Source organism: Streptomyces sp. NPDC054047, assembly GCF_055585065.1.
The window spans coordinates 111674-130998 of sequence record NZ_JBVJKV010000004.1; the positions used below are offsets into that span (position 1 = coordinate 111674).

A 19325-nucleotide genomic window follows, 5' to 3' on the forward strand; every position below is an offset into this window, starting at 1 on the left:
CGCCGCGTGCACGGGGCCCGTGCAACACGCCTCAGGCCGTGCCCGGCAGCAGTACGGAGGAGTCCGGTTCCAGCTGGGTGCCGAAGCCGTCCACGACGGCGAACCGGTCCAGGTCGACGACGGCGATCCGATGGGTGCCCAGCAGAGACACGTACGCCAGCGGCCTGCTGGGATGGAGCGAGACCGCGGACGGAGTGCCGTCGAGGTCAAGGGAGCGGATCGGCCGCAGACCGGTGCTCCATAAGGTCAGGGTGTTGGCGACGATGTCCGTCACCAACAGCCGTTCGTCATCGATCGTGTAGACCCGCAACGGATCGCCGCCCGTCTTCCTGGTCCGCCGGACCTTCATGGTGCGGGCATCGACGGCCACCAGCGAGGAGCTCTTGCGGGCGCCGACGAACAGCGTCTTCTCGTCCCGGCTCAGACAGCTGCTCTCGGGCAGCTGACCTGGGGTGACCAGGACCGGCGGGACGGAGGCGTCGTGGGGGCGCACGAGGCTCACCGTGTGGGACAACAGCCCGGTCACATAGGCCCGTTCGCCGTCGCGGCTGAGCGTGAACAGATGGGTCTTCACCCCGTGGGCGGGCACCGCCCGCGTCGGGGCCAGGTCGGTGGCCGGGTCGTCGAAACCGAGCAGCACCGCCTTCTCCTCGCTCAGGGCGTACAGCCGGTCCTGCCGGTCGATGCCCACGCCGTGGATGCGGTTGAAGGGCCGTGTGTCGATGGTCCGGGCCAGTGACCGCGTGGCCAGGTCGATGACGAAGACGGCCGAGCCGCCCGCGCCGACGGTGGACGCCATGCGCACGCCGTAGTGCCCCACGTAGGCGAAGCGTCCGCGTGAGTCGACGACCATCTCATGCGGGTAGTCCGGCAGTTGGACCGTCTGCCGGCGCTGCCCCGACGCGGCGTCGTAGAAGCTGACCGCGTGGCTGCTCTTCTCCACCACCACCAGGATGTCGTCCTGTGCCGCCCGGGAAGCACCTGAGGCGGGCGTGGACAGCCCGCTCGCCAGCGCCCCGGCGCCCACCGCCTTGATCACCGTCCGACGTGTCGCCACAGTCCCGTACTCCGCTCTCTCGACAGCCCGCCATCGACAGCGGCGAGGAAGCTTCCCTCGCCGTCTGCTGCCCCACTGTTCCCGACCGCCCCAGTGGGCCGTCAACAGTGCCGTAGCGCCGTCTCGCCGCACAGGAAGATCCGGAGAGGGGCTGTCACGCGGGGCGCAGGAGCCTTGTGGCGTAGAGGAAATGCGCCGGACCGGCTCGTTCTGGGGGCCGTCGGAGGAGGACGGTGGAGGCAGGGCGTACCGATCGCGATGAGCTCCCCTCCACGGCCGGTGCAGCCCGACCATGGGCGCCGGCGAGGCGGGACTGCGCCGGCGCCCATGGGGGAGGGGCAGGGGGCCGCTGCCGTCAGGAGAGGAGGTGGGCGGCGCGGGCGAGTCCCTCAAGGGAGCGGCGCTGCTCGTCCGTCCACTGCCTTGCCTGCTCGAGGTGTGTGGACACCACCCCGATCAGCGCGCCGTCCCCGGCGGTGATCGGTACCGAGACGCACGCGCCGACGCCGGCCTCCTCCAGCACGTCCAGCGCCGGGGTGCCGAGGAAGAGCGGGCTGGCGGCCACTTCGTCGACGAGGACGGGCTTGCGGTCCTGCGCGGCCACTCCGCAGGCGGACTCCCGGTCGGCCACCGTCTCGAAGAAGGTCAAGAACGGGTGGCGGAAGCCCTGTTGGGCCACGATGCGCAGCACGCCACCGTCCGGCTCGTACAGCTGGGCGTTGCCCATCGGCGCCCCGGTGATCTCGAACGCCGCCGACAGCGCTGCCGACACCACGGACATCCGCAGGCGCCGATCGCTCTCCGCCAGCGGTGCCGTCGCCAGTTCCTGCACCATCCGCAGGCCCTCCACGTCCCCGCACAGCTCAAGCGGGCGCAGCACCGCGCTGTGGGCCCGCTCCACCACCAGATGGCTGCCCGCAGCGGTGGCCCGCCTGCGGGTGTCCAGGAGCAGGGCCACGCCGGCCGTACCGCAGAACGTCACCCGGCTCAGGTCCAGCAGGATGCGGCGGCCGGGCTGCTCCAGGGCGCGGTCCAGCTCGCGGGCCAGGAGCGGTACGGAGGCGATGTCCAGCTCACCGGCCACGCGGACGGTGAGCCGGCCGTCCGCGCTCGCGACGCCGACCCGCACAGCCCGCGACGACGGGGGCCACTCCACGCCCACCCCGCCCGCGCATCCGCTTCCCTGGCCCATGTCCGGCCACGGTAGGGCCGACGCCACCTGCGCCGGGAGCACTTCATCCGGTCGGTCTGCCCCGGCACCCGTTCAGTCACAAACGGACAGTCTCGCCGCGGGAATCCATCGCTGAACAGGGAAGCGACGCACGTGTCATCCCCTCTAGGGTCAAGCGTGCGAAGAGCTCGACCTCCCGTCCCGCACCGCTGCCGCTCGCTTCCCTCCTGGCAAGGAGCCGACATGGAGTACCCGGATCTCTCCACGCTGCCCGTGGAACTGCAGGAGGCCGTGACGGCCAACGGCTCGCTCAACGTCTTCCGGATGCTGATGCACTCACCGGCCCTGGCGCCCGGCGTCCTGACGCTCGGGGACGCCATCCTGCGGCGGAACGCGCTGCCGGACCCCCTGCGCGAACTCGCCATCGTGCGCGTCGGTCGCGTCTGCGGAGCGGCCTACGAGGTCCACCACCACGAGCGGATCGCTCTGCTCGTCGGACTGGGGCAGGAGGCGCTCACCGCCGCCGCGACCGGCTCGGCCGGGCAGCTCCCCGGCCCCGAAGCCGCCGTCCTGGCCGCCACGGACCGGCTGCTGGCCCGGCACACCCTCGACGATGCCGAACGGGGCGAGCTGCTGGCCTTCTTGACGATCAATCAGCTCGCCGACCTGGTCATCACCGTGGGCTTCTACCAGCTCATCTGCGGCTTCCTCAACACCTTCGAGGTGGCGGTCGAGAGCCAAGCGCCCCAATGATGCGGGCGCGGCGGAGGCCGGGGGAGGAGCCTGCCGTCGCCCCGCTGTGGCGCCTCCGTCACAGATGGCGGGGCGGATTGTTGCGGATGGCCGAGCGGCGGGCCCACAGCGCGCAGGCAAGCAGCACCAGACCGGCGAAGCTGTAGGCCCACGCGTTGGTGCCGCCCCTGGCCGCGCCGACCGCCCAGGCCAGCGTCCACACGGAGAGGAGGACGCACAGCGCTGTCCAGGCCTGCGTCCACATCCCGTTGCGCGCGGCGAGACGGTGCGGAGTGCCTCGTTCCATCTCGCCGATGTCGGGCGAGCCACCATGCTCATCACGAAGGGTCATACATCGCCGTGTGCCCCCGACTCGGTGGGCGAACCACCCGTGCGCCGCACAGGGCGGAGACGGGCACAGCGGCCCCGCCGCTGTGCCCCGCCGTGGAGCGCCGCGTCAGTCCCCCCGCTTGCGGCCCCTGGAGGAATCGTTGCCGCCCCCGCGGGGATGCCACAACCGCAGCCACACGTCGCGTGCGTGGCGCCCCGCCTCCGTACGGCTGCGCGCCACCATCTCGCGGGCCTCGTCGGGCGTCTCGACCATGGGTCCTGAACCGCGCAGCGGCCGGCCGGCCGTCTCGTGCAGGAAGAACGTCGCGACCAGGCCGATCGCTCCGGCCACCATCAAGTAGAAGGCCGGCACCAGGGTGTTGCCGGTCTTCTCGACCAAGAAGGAGGCCAGCAGCGGGGTGGTTCCGCCGAACAGGGAGACGGAGATGTTGTAGGCGATCGACAGCGCGCCGTACCGCAGACGGGTGGGAAACAGGGCCGGCAGGGTCGCCGCCGCCGTGCCGGCGAAGCAGACCAGCAGCAGACCGAGGATGGCGCAGCCGAACGCGGGCAGGAGGATGCCGCCCTCCCGGATCAACAGGAACGCGGGAATGGCCAGGGCGATCAGCGCGATGCTGCCGCCCATGAACATCGGGCGTCTGCCCCACCGGTCGGAGCTGCGCCCCACCGTGGTGATGGCGAGCGCCACCAGGAGCATGGTGCCGAGCACCAGCAGCTGAGCCGTCGTGTCGCTCTCGCCCAAGGTGACCGTCATGAACGTGGGCAGATACGACGTCACCATGTAGTTCGTGACGTTGTAGAGCAGCACCAGACCCATGCAGATCAGCACCGCCTGCCAGTGCCGGGTGAAGATCTCCTTGAGGCGTCCCTTGCCGGACTGGCGGGCCTGCTCGACGGGATCGTCCTCGCCGCGCTCGGGACCCGCCTCCCGCTCCGCGGCGGCGGAGGCCGCCTCCTGCTGGAAGGCGGGCGTCTCCTCCAGCTTGAGCCGCATGTACAGGCCGATGAGCCCCAGCGGGCCCGCGATGAAGAAGGGGATGCGCCAGCCCCAGCTCTCCAGGCCGTCCGACCCGAGGGTCAGCGTCAGGACCGTCACCAGGCCCGAGCCCAGGGAGTAACCCACGAAGGTCCCGAAGTCGAGCCAGCTGCCCAGGAAGCCACGCCGCTGATCGGGGGCGTACTCGGCGATGTAGGTGGTGGCACCGGCGTACTCGCCGCCCGTGGAGAAGCCCTGGACCAGTCGGCACAGGAGCAGCAGCAGCGGGGCGGCGAATCCGATCGAGGCGTACGAGGGCAGCAGACCGACGGCGAACGTGCTCGCCGCCATCATGATCATGGTTGCGGCAAGGACCTTCTGCCGGCCGATGCGGTCGCCCAGCGGCCCGAAGACCAGGCCGCCCAACGGACGAACGAGAAAGGCCGCGGCGAACGTGGCGAAGGTGGCGACGACCTGCGCGCCGGGCGAGCTGGACGGAAAGAAGACCTTGCCGATCGTGCCCGCCAGATAGGCGTAGACGCCGAAGTCGAACCACTCCATGGTGTTGCCGAGCGCGGCGGCCGTCACCGCGCGCCGCACCTTCGGGCGATCCGAGACCATCACGTCCTCGGCGCTCAGCGACTTCTTCCGGCGGCGCAGCAGCGTGCGCGCCATGCGGTCGGTCGCCGAACGCGAGGTACGCGTCGATTCCGTCTCCGGTCCCCGGGGCCGTCGGGGCGTTCTGTGCGGCAGGCCTTTCGCCATGAAGCTTTTCTCCTCTTGCCTGAGAAAAAGCCGTGTCGCCGCAAAATTAGGCTGATCAAGAGAGACCGGCAAACGCAGGGAATCAGACCGAGGCGGCGGTGCGGGCCCGCAGCACCTCGCCCATCTTCTCCGCGCGCCAGCGGCGGAGCAGGTCGTGGAAGGCGACGGCACCGTGCGGATAGGCCGTGGGGCCGTTCGGGCGGCCGCGGCCCTCGCCGTTGTAGTAGCCGGGGGTGCACTCGGCGTGGAACCACGCGTGGTCGGGGGCGCCCTGCGCGCAGACATCGACCCAGGCGTCCTCGGCCTCGGGGGTGGGCTCCACGAGGGCGCCCTTGTCCTGCGCGGCGGCGACCAGGGCGGCGGCGTGCACGGCCTGCTCGTCCAGGACGTGCGTGAAGTTCACGCTGCTGGCGTTCTGCAAGGAGCCCATCCGGATCAGGTTCGGGAACCCATGGCCGGTGAAACCGTGCAGGCTGCGCGGGCCCCGCTGCTTCAGGGCGTCCAGGAGCTGGATGCCGTCGCGGCCGGTCACGGGCAGCTTGCCCGAGGTGATGCCCGACAGGCCCACCGAGAACCCGGTGGCGAACACCAGGCAGTCGACCTCGTACTCCACTGCGCCCACCACGACGCCGCGCTCGGTCATGCGCTCGATGCCGTGGGTGTCGGCCGTGTCCACCAGGGTGACGTTGTCGCGGTTGAACGCGGGCAGATACGTGTCGGAGAACGTAGGGCGCTTGCACGCGTACCGGTACCAGGGCTTGAGCGCCGCGGCGGTGGCCGCATCGGTGACCTCGGCGGCCACGCGAGCCCGGATCTCGTTCATCGTCGCGTGGTCGGCGATCTCGTAGGCGGCCTCGAAGTCCGGCTCGCCGTCGCGGCGGAAGCTGGGCAGGAGCTTCTCCAGCAGGCCGGCCGACTCCGTCCAGCGATCCGCGACCAGATCCCGCCCGGCGTGCTCCCCGGAGCAGATCCGCAGGAAGTTCTCCCGGCGCTCGGCCGCCCAGCCCGGCCTTCCCGCGCCGACCTGTTCCGGCGTCATGGGCTGCTGGCCGCGCACGTCCACGGCGGAGGGAGTGCGCTGGAAGACGTAGAGGTGACCGGCGTCCTCGGCCAGCTTCGGGATGACCTGCACGCCGGTGGCACCGGTGCCCACGACGCCCACCCGCTTGCCCGCCAGTCCCTTCATGCCGCCCTCGGGGCTGCCGCCGGTGTAGCCGTAGTCCCAGCGCGAGGTGTGGAAGGTGTGGCCCCGGTAGTTTTCGATGCCGGGGATGCCCGGCAGCTTGGGCTCCGAGAGGGTGCCGGTTGCGGTGACGACGTAGGTGGCCCGGAACGCGTCGCCCCGATCCGTGGCGACCACCCACTGCTCGACCGTCTGATCCCAGGTCAGAGAGGTGACGGTGGTGGAGAACAGGGCGTGTTCGTACAGGCCGAACTGCTCGGCGATGCGCACCGCGTGCCGGCGGATCTCCTCGCCCGGGGCGTACTTCCACCGGGGTACGTAGCCGGTCTCGTCCAGCAGCGGCAGATAGACGTGCGACTCGATGTCGCAGTGGATGCCGGGGTAGCGGTTCCAGTACCACGTGCCGCCGAAGTCGCCGCCCTTGTCGATGACCCGCACCTTCGTCACGCCCTGCTGACACAGACGCGCACCCGCCAGGATTCCGCCGAACCCGCCGCCGACGACCGCGACGTCCACCACGTCGTGCAGCGGCTCGCGCTGCGCCACCTCGCTTGCGTACGGGTCGGCGGCGAAGTAGCCGAACTCCGCCTCCGCGGGGCGGTATTGGCCCGTTCCCTCGGGGCGTACGCGACGTTCGCGCTCGATGCGGTAGCGCTCGCGCAGGGCGACGATCTCCTGCGGGGTGGGCTGCGTGGCGCGCTGCGGCAGGGGCATGGTGCTCGGTCCTCTCGTGGGGGAGGTGGGGGAGGCGCGGAGGCGCCGCGCGGGCGGGATCGGTGCCCTCGCTGGGCGCCCCGCGCGGTCCCAGGTACCGTAACCCAGGAACCGGACAGTGTTGTCCGGTTGGGGTGGGTCGCCCCATGCCCCGCCTGAGCGCCGCGACTTGGCCCTGCCCGAGCGCCACGACCCGGCCCCGTCCGAGGGCCACGACCCGGCCCCGTCCGAGGGCCACGACTTGAAAGGCCCGCGATGCCCGACGTCACCCCCGCATCCCCCCTGCGCGACTGGCTGGCGGAACCCACCGCCGGGCAGGTCCTGCGCGGCCTGCTGGCCGCCCAGGGGCAGAGCGAAGAGGCCCTTGCCCCCGCCCTCGGTCTGCCGCTGGAGCAGCTCGTGCAGATGTCCGGCGGGAAGTTCCCCCCGGAACTCGTGGACGCGCTGGTCACCGCCGCCGAGACCGGGCAGATCCCCGACGACCTGCCGACCGCGCCGCCGGACGGTGCCGCCACGCCCGCACAGCCCGAACCGGGCGTCGAGACCGGCACCCCCGAGCCGTGGACCGAGCAGGTCACCCCCGGCCGCTTCGACGGCCAGAGCGTCGTCGTCACCGGGGCCGCCTCCGGCATCGGCAAGGCCGTCGCCGCCCGCATCGTGCGCGAGGGCGGCCGCGTCATCGCCGTCGACATCTCCGCCGACGGCCTCGCCACTCTGGCCGCCGACCTGGGCGAGGCACTCGTCCCCGTCACCGCGGACATCACCGCACCCGCGTCCGCCGACACGGTCCTGGCCGCCGCGGCCGGCCGTGTGGACGCCCTGGCGAACGTCGCGGGCGTGATGGACAACGACGCCGCCGTGCACGAAGTCGACGACACCACCTGGGAACGCGTCCTGCGCATCAATCTCGACGGACCGATGCGCCTGATGCGCGCCCTCGTGCCCGGCATGCTGGCTGCCGGCCGCGGCCGCATCGTCAACGTCGTCTCCGAGGCGGCCCTGCGCGGCTCGGCGGCCGGCGCCGCCTACACGACCTCGAAGCACGCCCTGGTCGGCCTGACGCTGTCGTCGGCCTACCAGTACGCGGGAACGGGCGTACAGATCAACGCCGTCGCCCCCGGCGCGGTCGCCACCGGCATCCCGGTGCCCGCCCCCGCCCCCTTCGGATCGGCCCGCACCGCGAAGATGCGCGTGGCGATCCCGAGCCTGGCCCGGGCCGAAGAACTGGCCGCCTCGATCACGTTCCTGCTCAGCAGGGACGCGGTGAACATCAACGGCGCCGTCCTGCCCTCCGACGGCGGCTGGTCGGCCGCCTGACCTGTCCGGCGAGGGCCCGGGGGCCCACGCGCCCGGCGCCACCGTCGGCACCACGTCTCCTGCACGTCACCCCGTCCGAGCTGTCGTCCGGACGACCGGAAGGAGCACCTCCACCGCATGACCGCCCACCGCACACCCCACCCCCGCACACCCCGCCACCGTCCCCGCACACCCCGCCACCGTCCCCGCACCGTCCTGGCGATCCTGGCCGCCGGTGGCCTGCTGGCCCTGACCGGATGCGGCACCCAGACCACCGCCGCGCCCGCCGCGTCCGCCTCGCACCCCGCACCGTCCGGCGAGGGCAGGACCCTGCGCGCCACGCAGGTCGCGCACGTGACCGACCCTCACCAGGCCACCGGCAGAACCCTGCTGGAAGGCCCGGTCCTGGACGAGGACGGCGACCTGTACGTCGTGGACGTCACCGCGCCGGCAGGCGAGCCGAAGGTCATCTCCGTCGACGTGACCACCGGAAAGCACAAGGGCGTCTACACCGACAAGACCGGCGCCTACACCTCCGCGCAGCTCAGCCCGTACGACGGCCGCCTCTACCTCACCGACTACACCGGGTCCGTCGTCAGCATCGAGCCGGACGGCTCCGACCCGCGCACGTTCTTCTCCGGCGAGATCGACGGCTCCGCCACGAACCTCGACGACATCGCCTTCGACGACGAAGGCAACCTGTACGTCAGCGACCTGCACGGCATGAAGCCCGGCGAGGCCACGGGCCGCATCGTGCGCATCGACCGCGACGGCGCGAAGGCCACCGTCCTGGCCGACGGGCTCGCCCACCCCAACGGCGTGATGTTCGACCCGAAGCTGCGCGGTCTGTGGATCAGCGAACTCGCCGAGAACACCGTCTCCTACCTGCTGCTCGACACCGACAAGACCACCGTGACCTCCCAGCACGAGGCCATCCACGTCGACGCGGGCGTGGCCCAGACCGACTCCATCGCCGTGGACGCCGACGGCAACCTCTACCAGGCCCTGCACGGCCGACCGGCCATGGCCGTCTACAGCCCCGACGGCGAACGGCTGGCCACCGTCGAACTTCCGGCCAAGGCCGCCAAGGGCCTGGAGTCGGCGACCAACGTCGCCATCACTCCGGGCGGCACGAAGGCGTACATGACCGTCAGCGGCCCCGACGGCGGGTACGTCTTCCGGTTCACCGCACTGGCCCAGGGCACCCGCCAGTCCAACGGCGGCTGACGCTCACCCCTCGTCGACGACGGTCTCGACCGGGCGCAACGGCCCCACCTCGACGCCGAGCAGGCGCCAGGCCGCCATCGCACGACGTTCCCGCTCCTCCGGGGTGGGGCCGCTGACCGCCCCGGAGACCATCGCGACGGCGAGCATGACGTCGTCCATGGACAGCCGATGGCCGGCGGGCAGGCACCGGGACAGGACGGTGCGCACGCGCCCGGCCAGCACCCGGGCCAGCTCACCGTCCCCCCGCGCGTCCCGTATGCGCAGCAGGTCGACGAACGCCGTCGAGCGGGTCAGATGCCAGGTGACCACGCCCAGCACAGTCGCCAGACTCGCGTCGGCCTCGCTCTCGGCCTGCTCGACCTGCTGGACGTTCTCGTCCAGGACGGCGCAGGTCAGTGCGTCGCGGTCGGCGAAGTGCCGGTAGAGGCTGCCCTGCCCCACTCCCGCGAGGCGGGCGACGGCCGACAGCGGGGCGTCAAGCCCCTGCTCGGCGAACACCTCACGGGCGGCGGCGACAAGGGCGGCACGATTACGGGCCGCGACCCGCCGCCCTTGATTGGCTGGACGGACGACGCCATCGGCACGACCGCGCGCCACGCCAGCCGAGCCCTGCTCGGCCGACTGCGGGCCCTGGGGCTCGGAGGGAGTGGTCACGCTGGAAGGGTAGTACGTCCCTTCTGCCCGGCTGGCCTCCCCGGCGCCCGTGAGTGGATCATCGTGCGGGCCTGAGGACTGAGCATGGGGTGCTCTCACCCGTCGCGCGTCATCTCGGCGGTGATGGCCCACCGCTCGTGGTCCCGCCACTGGCCGTTGATGAACTGGAAGGCGGGGGAGAAGCCCTCGCGCTGGAACCCCAGGCGTTTGACGAGGTCGAGTGAAGGGGTGTTGTCCGGCTGGATGTTCGCCTCCAGCCGGTGCAGCCCCAGCTGCCCGAAGGCGAACTCGACCACGAGCCCCAGCCCCTCGGTCATGTAGCCGAGGCCGGTCGTGGAGGCATAGGAGGTGTAACCGAGGGCGCCGCTCTGAAGGCTGCCCCCGAGGATGTTGTTGATGTTGACGCCGCCCACGATCGCACCGGTGTCGTGGCGGCAGATCACAAAGCCCTCGTGCGTGGGCTGATCGAACAGCTCGAGGGACAGCTCGAAGGCCTCTGCGGTCATCTCACCGGCGCCCAGCCAGCGGTGGAGCATCTCGGCGCTCTTCCGGCGCAGCGCGCTGAGCTCTTCATAATCCTGACGGCGGATGCGGCGTACGGCCACGCGCGGGCCCTGCCGGAGGTAGCTGATGGCTGTCATCCCCAGAGGGTAGGCAGGCGCTCGGCGCCGCTGGCTGGATCACCCGACACACGGCCGTAGTCCCCCTGTCGTAATCCGCCTGCATGGTTGATCGTTGGGCCGTCGGAATCAGCCGTACACCGAACAGGGGGACGACCTATGACCATCAACCGCAGGGGACTGCTCGGGGCGGGCGCGGCGTTGGGGCTGTTGAGTGCGTGTGGCTCCAACAGCGGCCGGGACGAAGGTGGTTCAGGGGACGGGCCGAAGCTGTCGCAGTGGTATCACCAGTACGGCGAGCAGGGCACCGAACAGGCCGTGAAGAAGTACGCCGCCGCCTACAAGAAGGCGAACGTCACCGTCCAGTGGCGGCCCGGCAACTACGACGAGCAGACCGCGGCCGCCCTCCTGACCGACTCGGGCCCCGACGTCTTCGAGGTCAACGGACCCAGCCTCGACCAGATCCAGGGCAAGCAGGTCGCCGACCTCACCGAGCTGTTCGAGGGCGTCAAGGACGACTTCAATCCGGCCGTCCTCGCCCCCAAGACGTACGACGGCAAGATCTGGGGCATCCCGCAGGTCATCGACATGCAGATGCTCTACTACCGCAAGAGCCTGCTCGCCGACGCCGGTGTCCGGCCGCCGAAGACGCTGGACGAGCTCGTGGACGCCGCGAAGAAGCTCACCTCCCAGAAGACCAAGGGCTTGTTCTTGGGCAACGACGGAGGCGCCGGCGTCCTGGGCGGCACGCCCCTGTACGCGGCCGGCCTCGAACTGGTCACCGCGGAGGGAGAGGTCGGCTTCGACGACCCGGCGGCGGCCCGTACCCTCGGCAAGATCCACCAGTTGTACGCCGACAAGTCGCTGCTCCTGGGAGCGCCCGCCGACTGGTCCGACCCCTCGGCCTTCGTCCAGGGGCTGACCGCCATGCAGTGGTCGGGCCTGTGGGCGCTGCCGACCGTGCAGAAGGAACTCGGCGACGACTTCGGCGTCCTGCCGTTCCCGAAGGACGGCGCCGCGGGCAAGCCCTCGGTGCCGGTCGGCGCGTACGCCGCCGCGGTCAGCACCCGCAGCAAGCACCAGAAGGCCGGCAAGGACTTCCTCAAGTGGCTGTGGATCGACAGCACCGACCGGCAGGAGGACTTCGCGCTCTCCTACGGCTTCCACATCCCGGCCCGCGTCTCCTTGGCCAAGAAGGCCGAGAAGCTCAGGAAGGGCGCGGCGGCCGACGCCGTCCGCTACACCACGGACCACGGACAGGCCGAACCCCTCCTGTGGACCCCGGCCAGCCGAAGCGCCTACCAGGACGCCCTGAGCCGCATCATCAAGGACGGCGCGAGCCCCGACGAAGAGCTCAAGAAGGTCGTCCGCAAGGTGTCCGCCGAGCTCGGCCGGGTGAAGAAGAAGTCGTGACCACCGCAGCCCCGCGCGAACAACAGGCAAGCGGGCGAAGGAAGGTGTGGGGGCATCAGAACCGCACCCTGTGGTTCTGGGTGTTCGTCGGGCCCTTCCTGCTCGGCCTGGGCGTCTTCACGTACATCCCCCTCGGCTGGAGCGTCTACCTCAGCTTCTTCGACGCGCACAACACCGTCACCCCGGACGACTTCGTCGGCTTCGGCAACTACACGGCGATGCTGCGGAACGAGGCGTTCACCGACAGCCTGTGGACCTTCCTCGTCTTCTCGCTCTTCATCGTGCCCGCGACCTACGCGCTCTCCCTCGCGCTCGCCCTCATGGTCCACCGCCAGCGCCGCGCCCAGGCGTTCTTCCGCTCGGTCTTCTTCCTGCCCGCCGCCTGCTCCTACGTGGTGGCCGCCCTCATCTGGAAGATGTCCATCTTCAACGGGGTGCGGTTCGGGCTCGCCAACACCGTCCTGGACTGGTTCGGCGCCGACCAGATCGCCTGGCTGTCGACCACCGACCCGCCCTGGTACTGGGCCGTCATCGTCACCGTGCGGCTCTGGCTCCAGGCGGGCTTCTACATGGTGCTCTTCCTCGCCGGCCTGCAGCGCATCAGCCCCACCCTCTACGAGGCGGCGGCCGTGGACGGGGCGCGGCCCGGCTGGCAGGTCTTCCGCCACATCACGTTCCCCCAGCTGAAGGCCACATCGGTGGCGGTCGTACTGCTGCTGGTCATCAACGCCTTCCAGGCATTCGACGAGTTCTACAACCTGCTCTCCGACTCCCGCGGCTACCCGCCCTACGCCAGACCGCCCCTGGTCTACCTCTATTACACGGCGCTGGGCCAAGGGCAGAACCTCGGCCTGGGCAGCGCGGGGGCCGTGCTGCTCGCCCTGATCATCGCGGTGGTGACGGTGGGCCAGGCCAAGTGGTTCGGGCTCGGCAAGAAGGAGGCGGAGTGAGAGACGACTCCCGGGTCAGGGCGGGCCGCGCGCTGCGGCTCTCGCTGCTGATCGCGCTCGCGCTGCTGTTCCTGATCCCCTTCTATCTCCTCGTACGCAACGGGCTCTCGGCCGAGAGCGACATCACCTCGCCCGAGTGGACCTTCTTCCCCTCCACGCTGCACTGGGGGAACGTACAAGAACTCTTCGACGACACCTCCGTACCCTTCGCACGCTCCCTGCTCAACTCCTCGCTCATCGCGGTCGCGACGACGCTCGGCACGCTGCTGCTCGCCTCGCTCGCCGGCTACGGCCTGGCCCGCATCCCCTACCGCCACGCGAACAAGGTGTTCTACGCGATCCTCGGCACGCTGATGGTCCCGGCCTCGGTCACCTTCGTACCGACGTTCGTCCTGGTCTCGTCCCTCGGCTGGGTGTCGACGCTGCGCGGACTGATCGTCCCGACCCTGTTCTCCGCCTTCGCGTGCTTCGTCTTCCGGCAGTACTTCCTCGGATTTCCCCGGGAGTTGGAGGACGCGGCGCGCGTGGACGGGCTCGGATACTGGCGCACGTACTGGCGCGTGGTGGTGCCCAACTCCCGGCCGGTCTTCGCGGCGGTGGGCACGATCGTCTTCATCGGCGCGTGGAACTCGTTCCTGTGGCCGCTGGTCATCGGCCAGGACCGCAACGCGTGGACGGTGCAGGTGGCCCTGTCGTCGTTCACCACGTCACAGGTGATCAGGCTGCACGAACTCTTCATCGCGGCCGCCGTGTCGATCGTGCCGCTGCTCGTGGTGTTCCTGTTCTTCCAGCGGTGGATCGTGGCGGGGGTGGAACGGTCGGGCATCGACGACTGACCGCGTCGCGTACCGGACCGCTGCGGGCGTCGCCGTTCAGCGGAAGGGGCCGTCGTGCGCGAAGGCGTGGGCGGCGAAGCGTTTGCCCATCCGGTGGTACGCGGCGGCCGTGGGGTGCAGGCCGTCGGATAGATCGTCCGCCTCGTCCGGGCCGAGCAGTTCGCGGCCGTCGAGATGGTGGAGGTGGGGATCGCTTGCCCGGCGGGCGGCCACGATCCGTTCCAGCTCGGCACGGACCACCGCCAGGGACAACGCCCCGGCGGCCACCTGCGCCGGGTCGCCGAGGGCTACGACCTTCCCGTCCGGGCCCGTCGTCGTCGGGCCGGGAGTCTCCTCGACCGCCGGACAGCTCACCGGGGACATCAGCAGCAGCGGGGTGTCCGGGTGCCCGTCCCGGATCGTGTCCAGGAACCCGTGCACCGCCGGGCCGAACGTCCGCAGCCGGAAGGCGGCCAGGCTCACGATGTTGATGCCCACCTTGAGGCTGATCAGGTCGGCGGGCAGATCGCGGATCGTCCGGGCGACATAAGGGTCCAGTAGCGCGTTGCCCGCCTGGCTGAGGTTGATCACCTCCACTCCCGCGAGTGCGGCCGCCACGGCCGGCCAGGTGCCGGTCGGGCCGTCGGCCTCGATGCAGTGGCTGATGGAGCTGCCGTGGTGAACCCAGCGGCGCCGACCGTCGGGCAGCGGCGCGAGCACATCGCCGTCGGCGCGCAGGGCCACCAGTTCCGTGGGGGTCTGCTGCGGCAGCCACAGCTCGACGGTCTTCATGCCGGCCGGCAGCCCGGTGTACCGCACGGTTCCCGGGTCGCCCGGGATCAGTCGCTGCTCGGTCCCGGGTCCCGCCATCCGCAGCACGTTGCCCACCGGCGCTCGGCGGCGCTCGGTCAGGACGCCGTCCACCAGCAGATCCAGCATGCCGGTCGGCCGGGGGTGAGGATCGCCGTCGAGCTGGCCCGTGGAGGTGAGCACATCGAACTCCAGCTCACGCGCGTCCGTGCGGAACACCAGCCGCACGCCGGAGGGCATCACGGTCACTCCGTAGACGGAAGGGTTCTGATACTGCTCCGTGGTCCACGCGGGCAACCGGCGCGGCATCACCCCCGTCGGCGTGCTCTCCAGATCCAGTGCGCCCCGTATCTCCACAGGACCGCCCACCAGAGGAACCACCCGCATCGCCACCGCCCACCCCTCGCCGTTACGAACCCACTGATCATCGACCTCGGACGACGATCGATCAACCCGCCGGCCACGATGGCGAGCCGCGCCGGTCGCGGTGCCGGTCGCGGTGCAGCGGCGGGCACCCCTTGGCCGACCCCAGAAAGAAGATCATCATGGGGGGATGTCTGAGAACCCATCCTTCGCGGCATCGCCCGCGGTCCGGCTCCCTCGGTATACGAAGACGGAGCAGGACGAGATACTCGGCGCCGGCGATGACCCCTTCGGTGTCGCCGCGACCGGATTGGCCTGGCTGCCGAAAGAAGAACACTTCGGCATCCGCCACGGCGGCCGGCTCGTGGCCCACGCCGGACTGCGACGGCTGCCCGCGGCGATCGGCGACGTCGAGACGGAGGTCGTCGGCGTCGGTGGAGTCGCCGTCGCACCCGACATGCAGGGCCAGGGGCTCGCTCGGCGCGTGGTCGCAGCGGCACTCGACCACGCCCGCACGATGGGCCCTCAGTACGCCCTCCTGTTCTGCCGGTCCCCCCTCGTGCCGCTGTACCAGCGCATCGGATGGCATCCGCTCGACCAGGACGTACTCGTCGAGCAACCCGGGGACCGTGTGGTGACCATGCCGCTGCGGACCATGATGACGCCCCTGCACGACACCGCGTGCCCGCCGTCGGAACCGCTGCGTCTGTTCTCTCTCCCGATGTGAGGGTCCTGTGCTGCCCCGGTGCTCGTTCTCGGGGAATGGGGAGGTGTCGACGACCCGGGCGCCGAAGTGCGGGCGTCCTTCGGACCAGCTCTTTCAACTCTCCGGTAGCGTCACCGTATGAGTCATCCACACCCCGAGCTGAAGCCTGCCCCGCCGCTGCCCAAGGGAGGCCTGCGGGTCGTCGCCCTGGGCGGCCTTGGCGAGATCGGCCGCAACATGACCGTCTTCGAGTACGCCGGCAAGCTGCTCATCGTCGACTGCGGGGTGCTGTTCCCCGAGGAGAACCAGCCCGGCGTAGACGTCATCCTTCCCGACTTCACCTCGATCCGGGACCGGCTGGACGATGTCGTGGCCGTGGTGCTCACCCACGGCCACGAGGACCACATCGGCGGCGTGCCCTACCTGCTGCGGGAACGGTCCGACATCCCCGTCGTCGGGTCGAAGCTGACGCTTGCCTTCCTCGAGGCCAAGCTCAAGGAGCACAACATCCGGCCGCGCACGGTGCGGGTGCGCGAGGGCGACCGGCGCGCGTTCGGTCCCTTCGACTGCGAATTCGTGGCGGTCAACCACTCCATCCCCGACGGGCTCGCCGTCGCCATCCGAACGGGTGCCGGGATGGTGCTCCACACCGGTGACTTCAAGATGGACCAGTTCCCGCTGGACGACCGGATCACCGACCTGCGGGCCTTCGCCCGGCTCGGCGAGGAGGGCGTCGACCTGTTCCTCACCGACTCCACCAACGCCGAGGTGCCCGGCTTCACCACCTCCGAGCGCGAGCTGAACCCCGCGATCGAGCAGGTCCTGCGCACCGCGCCGCGACGGGTCATCGTCTCCAGCTTCGCCAGTCACGTCCACCGCATCCAGCAGGTGCTCGACGCCGCCCACCAGTACAACCGCAAGGTGGCCTTCGTGGGCCGCTCGATGGTCCGCAACATGGGCATCGCCCGCGACCTGGGCTATCTGAAGGTTCCCAAGGGCCTGGTCGTCAGCATGAAGGAGCTGGAGAAGCTCCCCGACAACCGCATCACCCTGGTGTGCACCGGATCCCAGGGCGAACCGATGGCCGCACTGTCGCGGATGGCCAACCGCGACCACGTGATCCGCATCGGCAAGGGAGACACCGTTCTCCTCGCCAGCTCGCTGATCCCCGGCAACGAGACGGCGATCTACCGGGTGATCAACGGGCTGACCCGGTGGGGCGCCAACGTCGTCCACAAGGGCAACGCCAAGGTGCACGTCTCGGGGCACGCCAGCGCCGGTGAGCTCATCTACTGCTACAACATCGTCAAGCCCCGCAACGTCATGCCCGTGCACGGCGAGTGGAAGCACCTGAAGGCCAACGCCGATCTGGCCATCCGCACCGGCGTCGACCCCGACCAGGTCGTCATCGCCGAGGACGGTGTCGTCGTCGACCTCGTCGACGGCCGCGCCTCCATCACCGGCAAGGTGCCCGCGGGCAACGTCTACGTGGACGGGATGACCGTCGGCGGCGTCACCGAAGCCTCTCTGAAGGACCGGATCACGCTGGCCGAGGAGGGTGTCGTCACGGTGGTCGCCATCGTCGACGCCGACACGGGAGCGCTCGCCGAGGCCCCCGACTTCCTGGCCCGCGGGTTCGTCCACGACGACGCCACCTTCGAGCCGGTCATCCCGGTGATCGAGAAGACGCTGGCCACCGCGGCCGAGGAAGGGGTCGGCGACGCCCACCAGCTCGAACAGCTCATCGCGCGCGCCGTGGCGAACTGGGCGTTCCGCACGCACCGCCGCAGGCCCCTGATCATCCCGGTCATCATCGACGCCTGACCACGCGCCGGTCCCGCCGCCCAGAAACGCCCAGGAAGGTGAATGGATGAGCATGCGCTTCGAGGAGATCGACTGGCGGCCGACAGCGATGGGGGACATCAGCCTGCGGCGGCGGCGGGACCCGGCGTCGGGCGACGATGTGTACGAGGTGAAGCTCGGGGACGAGTTCTTGATGTCGAGCCTCTTCACCGCGGGTGAGATCGCCCTGACCCGGCTCGGCCTCGAGCAACTGCCGGACACCGAACTGGATGTCGCGGTGGGCGGCCTCGGTCTCGGCTACACCGCACGGGCCGTCCTCGACGACCGGCGGGTGCGTTCGCTGACCGTGATCGAGGCCCTCGGTGAGGTCATCGAGTGGCACGAGCGCGGATACGTGCCGCTGGGCACCGGCCTGTCGACGGACCCCCGATGCCGCTTGGTCCAGGGCGACTTCTTCGCGCTGGCCGGCGACGGCGGCGACGGCCTTGATCCTCAGGAGCCGGACCGTCGCTTCCACGCGATCCTCCTCGACGTCGACCACTCGCCCCGCCATGTGCTGCACCCCAGCCACGCGGCGCTCTACGAGCCCAAGGGGTTGCGTGCCCTCGCCCGGCGGCTGCACCCCGGAGGCGTTTTCGCCCTGTGGTCGAACGACCCGCCCGACGCGGAGTTCACCACCGTGCTCGCCGAGGTCTTCCCGAAGACGGCGAGTCACGTCGTCGATTTCCCCAACCCCCTGCAAGGCGGGACCGCCACCAACACCGTGTATGTGGCGGGCTAAGGGCGCTATATGACGGCGCTTCAGCATGCAGCCCCGAGGTCGAGTTCGAGACTGCTTTGCACGAGAAAAGCGACCCGCCGCGGCTGGGAAGCGAAAGATGAGATCCTGGCCGTCGTCGTCCAGGGCTGAGCCCCGGACGCATGGCGCGCCGGGGCTCACAGCGGACGAGACGGGATGCGGCCTAGTACGGGCCGTTCACGTTGTCGATCGAGCCGTACCGGTCGGCCGCGTAATTGCAGGCGGCGGTGATGTTGGCGACCGGGTCGAAGCTGTCCGTCGACGTGCCGGGCACGTGGTACGCGGCGAATGTGGGGTCGATGACCTGCAGGAGCCCCTTGGACGGGGTTCCGGCGGCGGCGTTGGAGTCCCAGTTGTTGGTGACCGTCGGGTTGCCGGAGGACTCGCGCATGATGTTGCGGTGAATGCCCTCGTAGGTCCCGGGGATGCCGTGCTGGGCCAGCACGTCGAGCGATTCCTTGATCCAGCCGTCGAGGTCGTTCGTGTACGTCTTCTTCGCCGGGGCGGCGGCGGGCTCGGCGGCCGTGCGCTCGGAGCGGTCCGCCCGATCGGCGGACGCCCTGGAGGCGGCCGACTTCTCCGCGTCCTTGGCCTGGGCCTTCTCGCCGATGGTGAGCTTGAGACCGGGGTGGATCAGCCCCGGGGCCTCACCGAGGACGCTGCGGTTGTCCTCGTACAGCTCCTTCCAGCTGCCGCTCTGGGAGTGCTCTCGGGCGATCTTGGAGAGGGTGTCGCCCGCGACGACGACGTAGGTCTTCGGCGCTGCGGCGGGCTTGGCGGCCGGGGCGGCCTGCGCCGCGCTCGCGGCGGTCGCGCCGAGCACCGGGAGAACGAGAACGGCCCCGCCCGTGCCTGCGGCGGCGATGCCCCGGGTGAGCTTGCTGGACTTGGGGCGGCGGTGCTTTCCCTTTGCGGGCATG

At 70.5% G+C, this 19325-nt stretch carries 18 protein-coding genes; 9 read left to right on the plus strand and 9 right to left on the minus strand.

Going from position 1 to position 19325, the window contains the following annotated elements; translation table 11 throughout:
- Positions 1–31 precede the first annotated feature (31 nt).
- Positions 32–1057, minus strand: a complete 1026-nt coding sequence (locus ACZ6ZP_RS17195; protein WP_351166498.1) for a YncE family protein — start codon at positions 1055–1057, stop codon at positions 32–34.
- A gap of 355 nt (positions 1058–1412) precedes the next feature.
- Positions 1413–2249, minus strand: a complete 837-nt coding sequence (locus ACZ6ZP_RS17200) for an anti-sigma factor antagonist (RefSeq protein ID WP_351166500.1) — start codon at positions 2247–2249, stop codon at positions 1413–1415.
- A gap of 222 nt (positions 2250–2471) precedes the next feature.
- Between ACZ6ZP_RS17200 and ACZ6ZP_RS17205 the strand changes: the two genes are divergently transcribed.
- Positions 2472–2981 (plus strand): carboxymuconolactone decarboxylase family protein, encoded by a 510-nt coding sequence (locus ACZ6ZP_RS17205; RefSeq protein ID WP_383824679.1) that lies wholly within the window; start codon positions 2472–2474, stop codon positions 2979–2981.
- Positions 2982–3039: 58 nt separating this feature from the next.
- On the opposite strand, the gene ACZ6ZP_RS17210 is transcribed toward ACZ6ZP_RS17205, so the two are convergent.
- From ACZ6ZP_RS17210 to ACZ6ZP_RS17220, 3 genes are all read right to left on the minus strand, one after another.
- Positions 3040–3312 (minus strand): hypothetical protein, encoded by a 273-nt coding sequence (locus ACZ6ZP_RS17210; RefSeq protein WP_361468765.1) that lies wholly within the window; start codon positions 3310–3312, stop codon positions 3040–3042.
- A 105-nt stretch (positions 3313–3417) separates the two neighbouring features.
- Positions 3418–4962 carry a glycine betaine/L-proline transporter ProP gene (proP, locus tag ACZ6ZP_RS17215; RefSeq protein ID WP_351166798.1) on the minus strand — a complete coding sequence of 515 codons (1545 nt, stop codon included), beginning with the start codon at positions 4960–4962 and terminating at the stop codon, positions 3418–3420.
- 172 nt (positions 4963–5134) lie between these two features.
- Positions 5135–6949 (minus strand): flavin-containing monooxygenase, encoded by a 1815-nt coding sequence (locus ACZ6ZP_RS17220; RefSeq protein ID WP_469407358.1) that lies wholly within the window; start codon positions 6947–6949, stop codon positions 5135–5137.
- 255 nt (positions 6950–7204) lie between these two features.
- Between ACZ6ZP_RS17220 and ACZ6ZP_RS17225 the strand changes: the two genes are divergently transcribed.
- The gene (locus ACZ6ZP_RS17225; protein ID WP_469407359.1) at positions 7205–8266 is read left to right on the plus strand and encodes an SDR family NAD(P)-dependent oxidoreductase; all 1062 of its coding nucleotides are present in this window, start codon (positions 7205–7207) and stop codon (positions 8264–8266) included.
- 117 nt (positions 8267–8383) lie between these two features.
- Entirely contained in the window at positions 8384–9472 is a 1089-nt protein-coding gene (locus ACZ6ZP_RS17230) for an SMP-30/gluconolactonase/LRE family protein (RefSeq protein WP_469407360.1), read from the plus strand.
- 3 nt (positions 9473–9475) lie between these two features.
- Here ACZ6ZP_RS17230 and ACZ6ZP_RS17235 read toward each other — a convergent pair whose 3' ends face one another.
- The gene (locus tag ACZ6ZP_RS17235) at positions 9476–10069 is read right to left on the minus strand and encodes a TetR/AcrR family transcriptional regulator (RefSeq protein ID WP_469407689.1); all 594 of its coding nucleotides are present in this window, start codon (positions 10067–10069) and stop codon (positions 9476–9478) included.
- Between the two features lie 152 nt (positions 10070–10221).
- A complete protein-coding gene (locus ACZ6ZP_RS17240; protein ID WP_361468754.1) occupies positions 10222–10767 on the minus strand; it encodes a GNAT family N-acetyltransferase in 546 nt (181 codons plus the stop codon).
- Positions 10768–10905: 138 nt separating this feature from the next.
- Between ACZ6ZP_RS17240 and ACZ6ZP_RS17245 the strand changes: the two genes are divergently transcribed.
- From ACZ6ZP_RS17245 to ACZ6ZP_RS17255, 3 genes are read left to right on the plus strand one after another with little or no spacing between them, the layout of a single operon-like run.
- Positions 10906–12159 carry an ABC transporter substrate-binding protein gene (locus ACZ6ZP_RS17245; protein WP_469407362.1) on the plus strand — a complete coding sequence of 418 codons (1254 nt, stop codon included), beginning with the start codon at positions 10906–10908 and terminating at the stop codon, positions 12157–12159.
- Positions 12156–13109 (plus strand): carbohydrate ABC transporter permease, encoded by a 954-nt coding sequence (locus ACZ6ZP_RS17250; protein WP_351166515.1) that lies wholly within the window; start codon positions 12156–12158, stop codon positions 13107–13109. Before ACZ6ZP_RS17245 ends, ACZ6ZP_RS17250 begins: the two co-directional genes overlap by 4 nt.
- Positions 13106–13945 (plus strand): carbohydrate ABC transporter permease, encoded by an 840-nt coding sequence (locus tag ACZ6ZP_RS17255; protein ID WP_351166517.1) that lies wholly within the window; start codon positions 13106–13108, stop codon positions 13943–13945. The genes ACZ6ZP_RS17250 and ACZ6ZP_RS17255 overlap by 4 nt, the downstream gene beginning before the upstream one ends.
- Positions 13946–13981: 36 nt before the next feature.
- On the opposite strand, the gene ACZ6ZP_RS17260 is transcribed toward ACZ6ZP_RS17255, so the two are convergent.
- Complete coding sequence (locus tag ACZ6ZP_RS17260; RefSeq protein WP_351166519.1) at positions 13982–15121, minus strand: SGNH/GDSL hydrolase family protein; 1140 nt, start codon at positions 15119–15121, stop codon at positions 13982–13984.
- A 166-nt stretch (positions 15122–15287) separates the two neighbouring features.
- On the opposite strand from ACZ6ZP_RS17260, the gene ACZ6ZP_RS17265 reads away from it, so the two are divergent.
- From ACZ6ZP_RS17265 to ACZ6ZP_RS17275, 3 genes are all read left to right on the plus strand, one after another.
- Positions 15288–15824, plus strand: coding sequence for a GNAT family N-acetyltransferase (locus ACZ6ZP_RS17265; RefSeq protein ID WP_351166520.1), 537 nt, complete (start codon positions 15288–15290; stop codon positions 15822–15824).
- A 117-nt stretch (positions 15825–15941) separates the two neighbouring features.
- A complete protein-coding gene (locus ACZ6ZP_RS17270) occupies positions 15942–17627 on the plus strand; it encodes a ribonuclease J (RefSeq protein ID WP_351166522.1) in 1686 nt (561 codons plus the stop codon).
- Between the two features lie 46 nt (positions 17628–17673).
- Positions 17674–18387, plus strand: a complete 714-nt coding sequence (locus tag ACZ6ZP_RS17275; RefSeq protein WP_351166524.1) for a spermidine synthase — start codon at positions 17674–17676, stop codon at positions 18385–18387.
- 181 nt (positions 18388–18568) lie between these two features.
- Here ACZ6ZP_RS17275 and ACZ6ZP_RS17280 read toward each other — a convergent pair whose 3' ends face one another.
- The gene (locus ACZ6ZP_RS17280; protein WP_351166525.1) at positions 18569–19324 is read right to left on the minus strand and encodes a LysM peptidoglycan-binding domain-containing protein; all 756 of its coding nucleotides are present in this window, start codon (positions 19322–19324) and stop codon (positions 18569–18571) included.
- Position 19325: the final 1 nt, after the last annotated feature.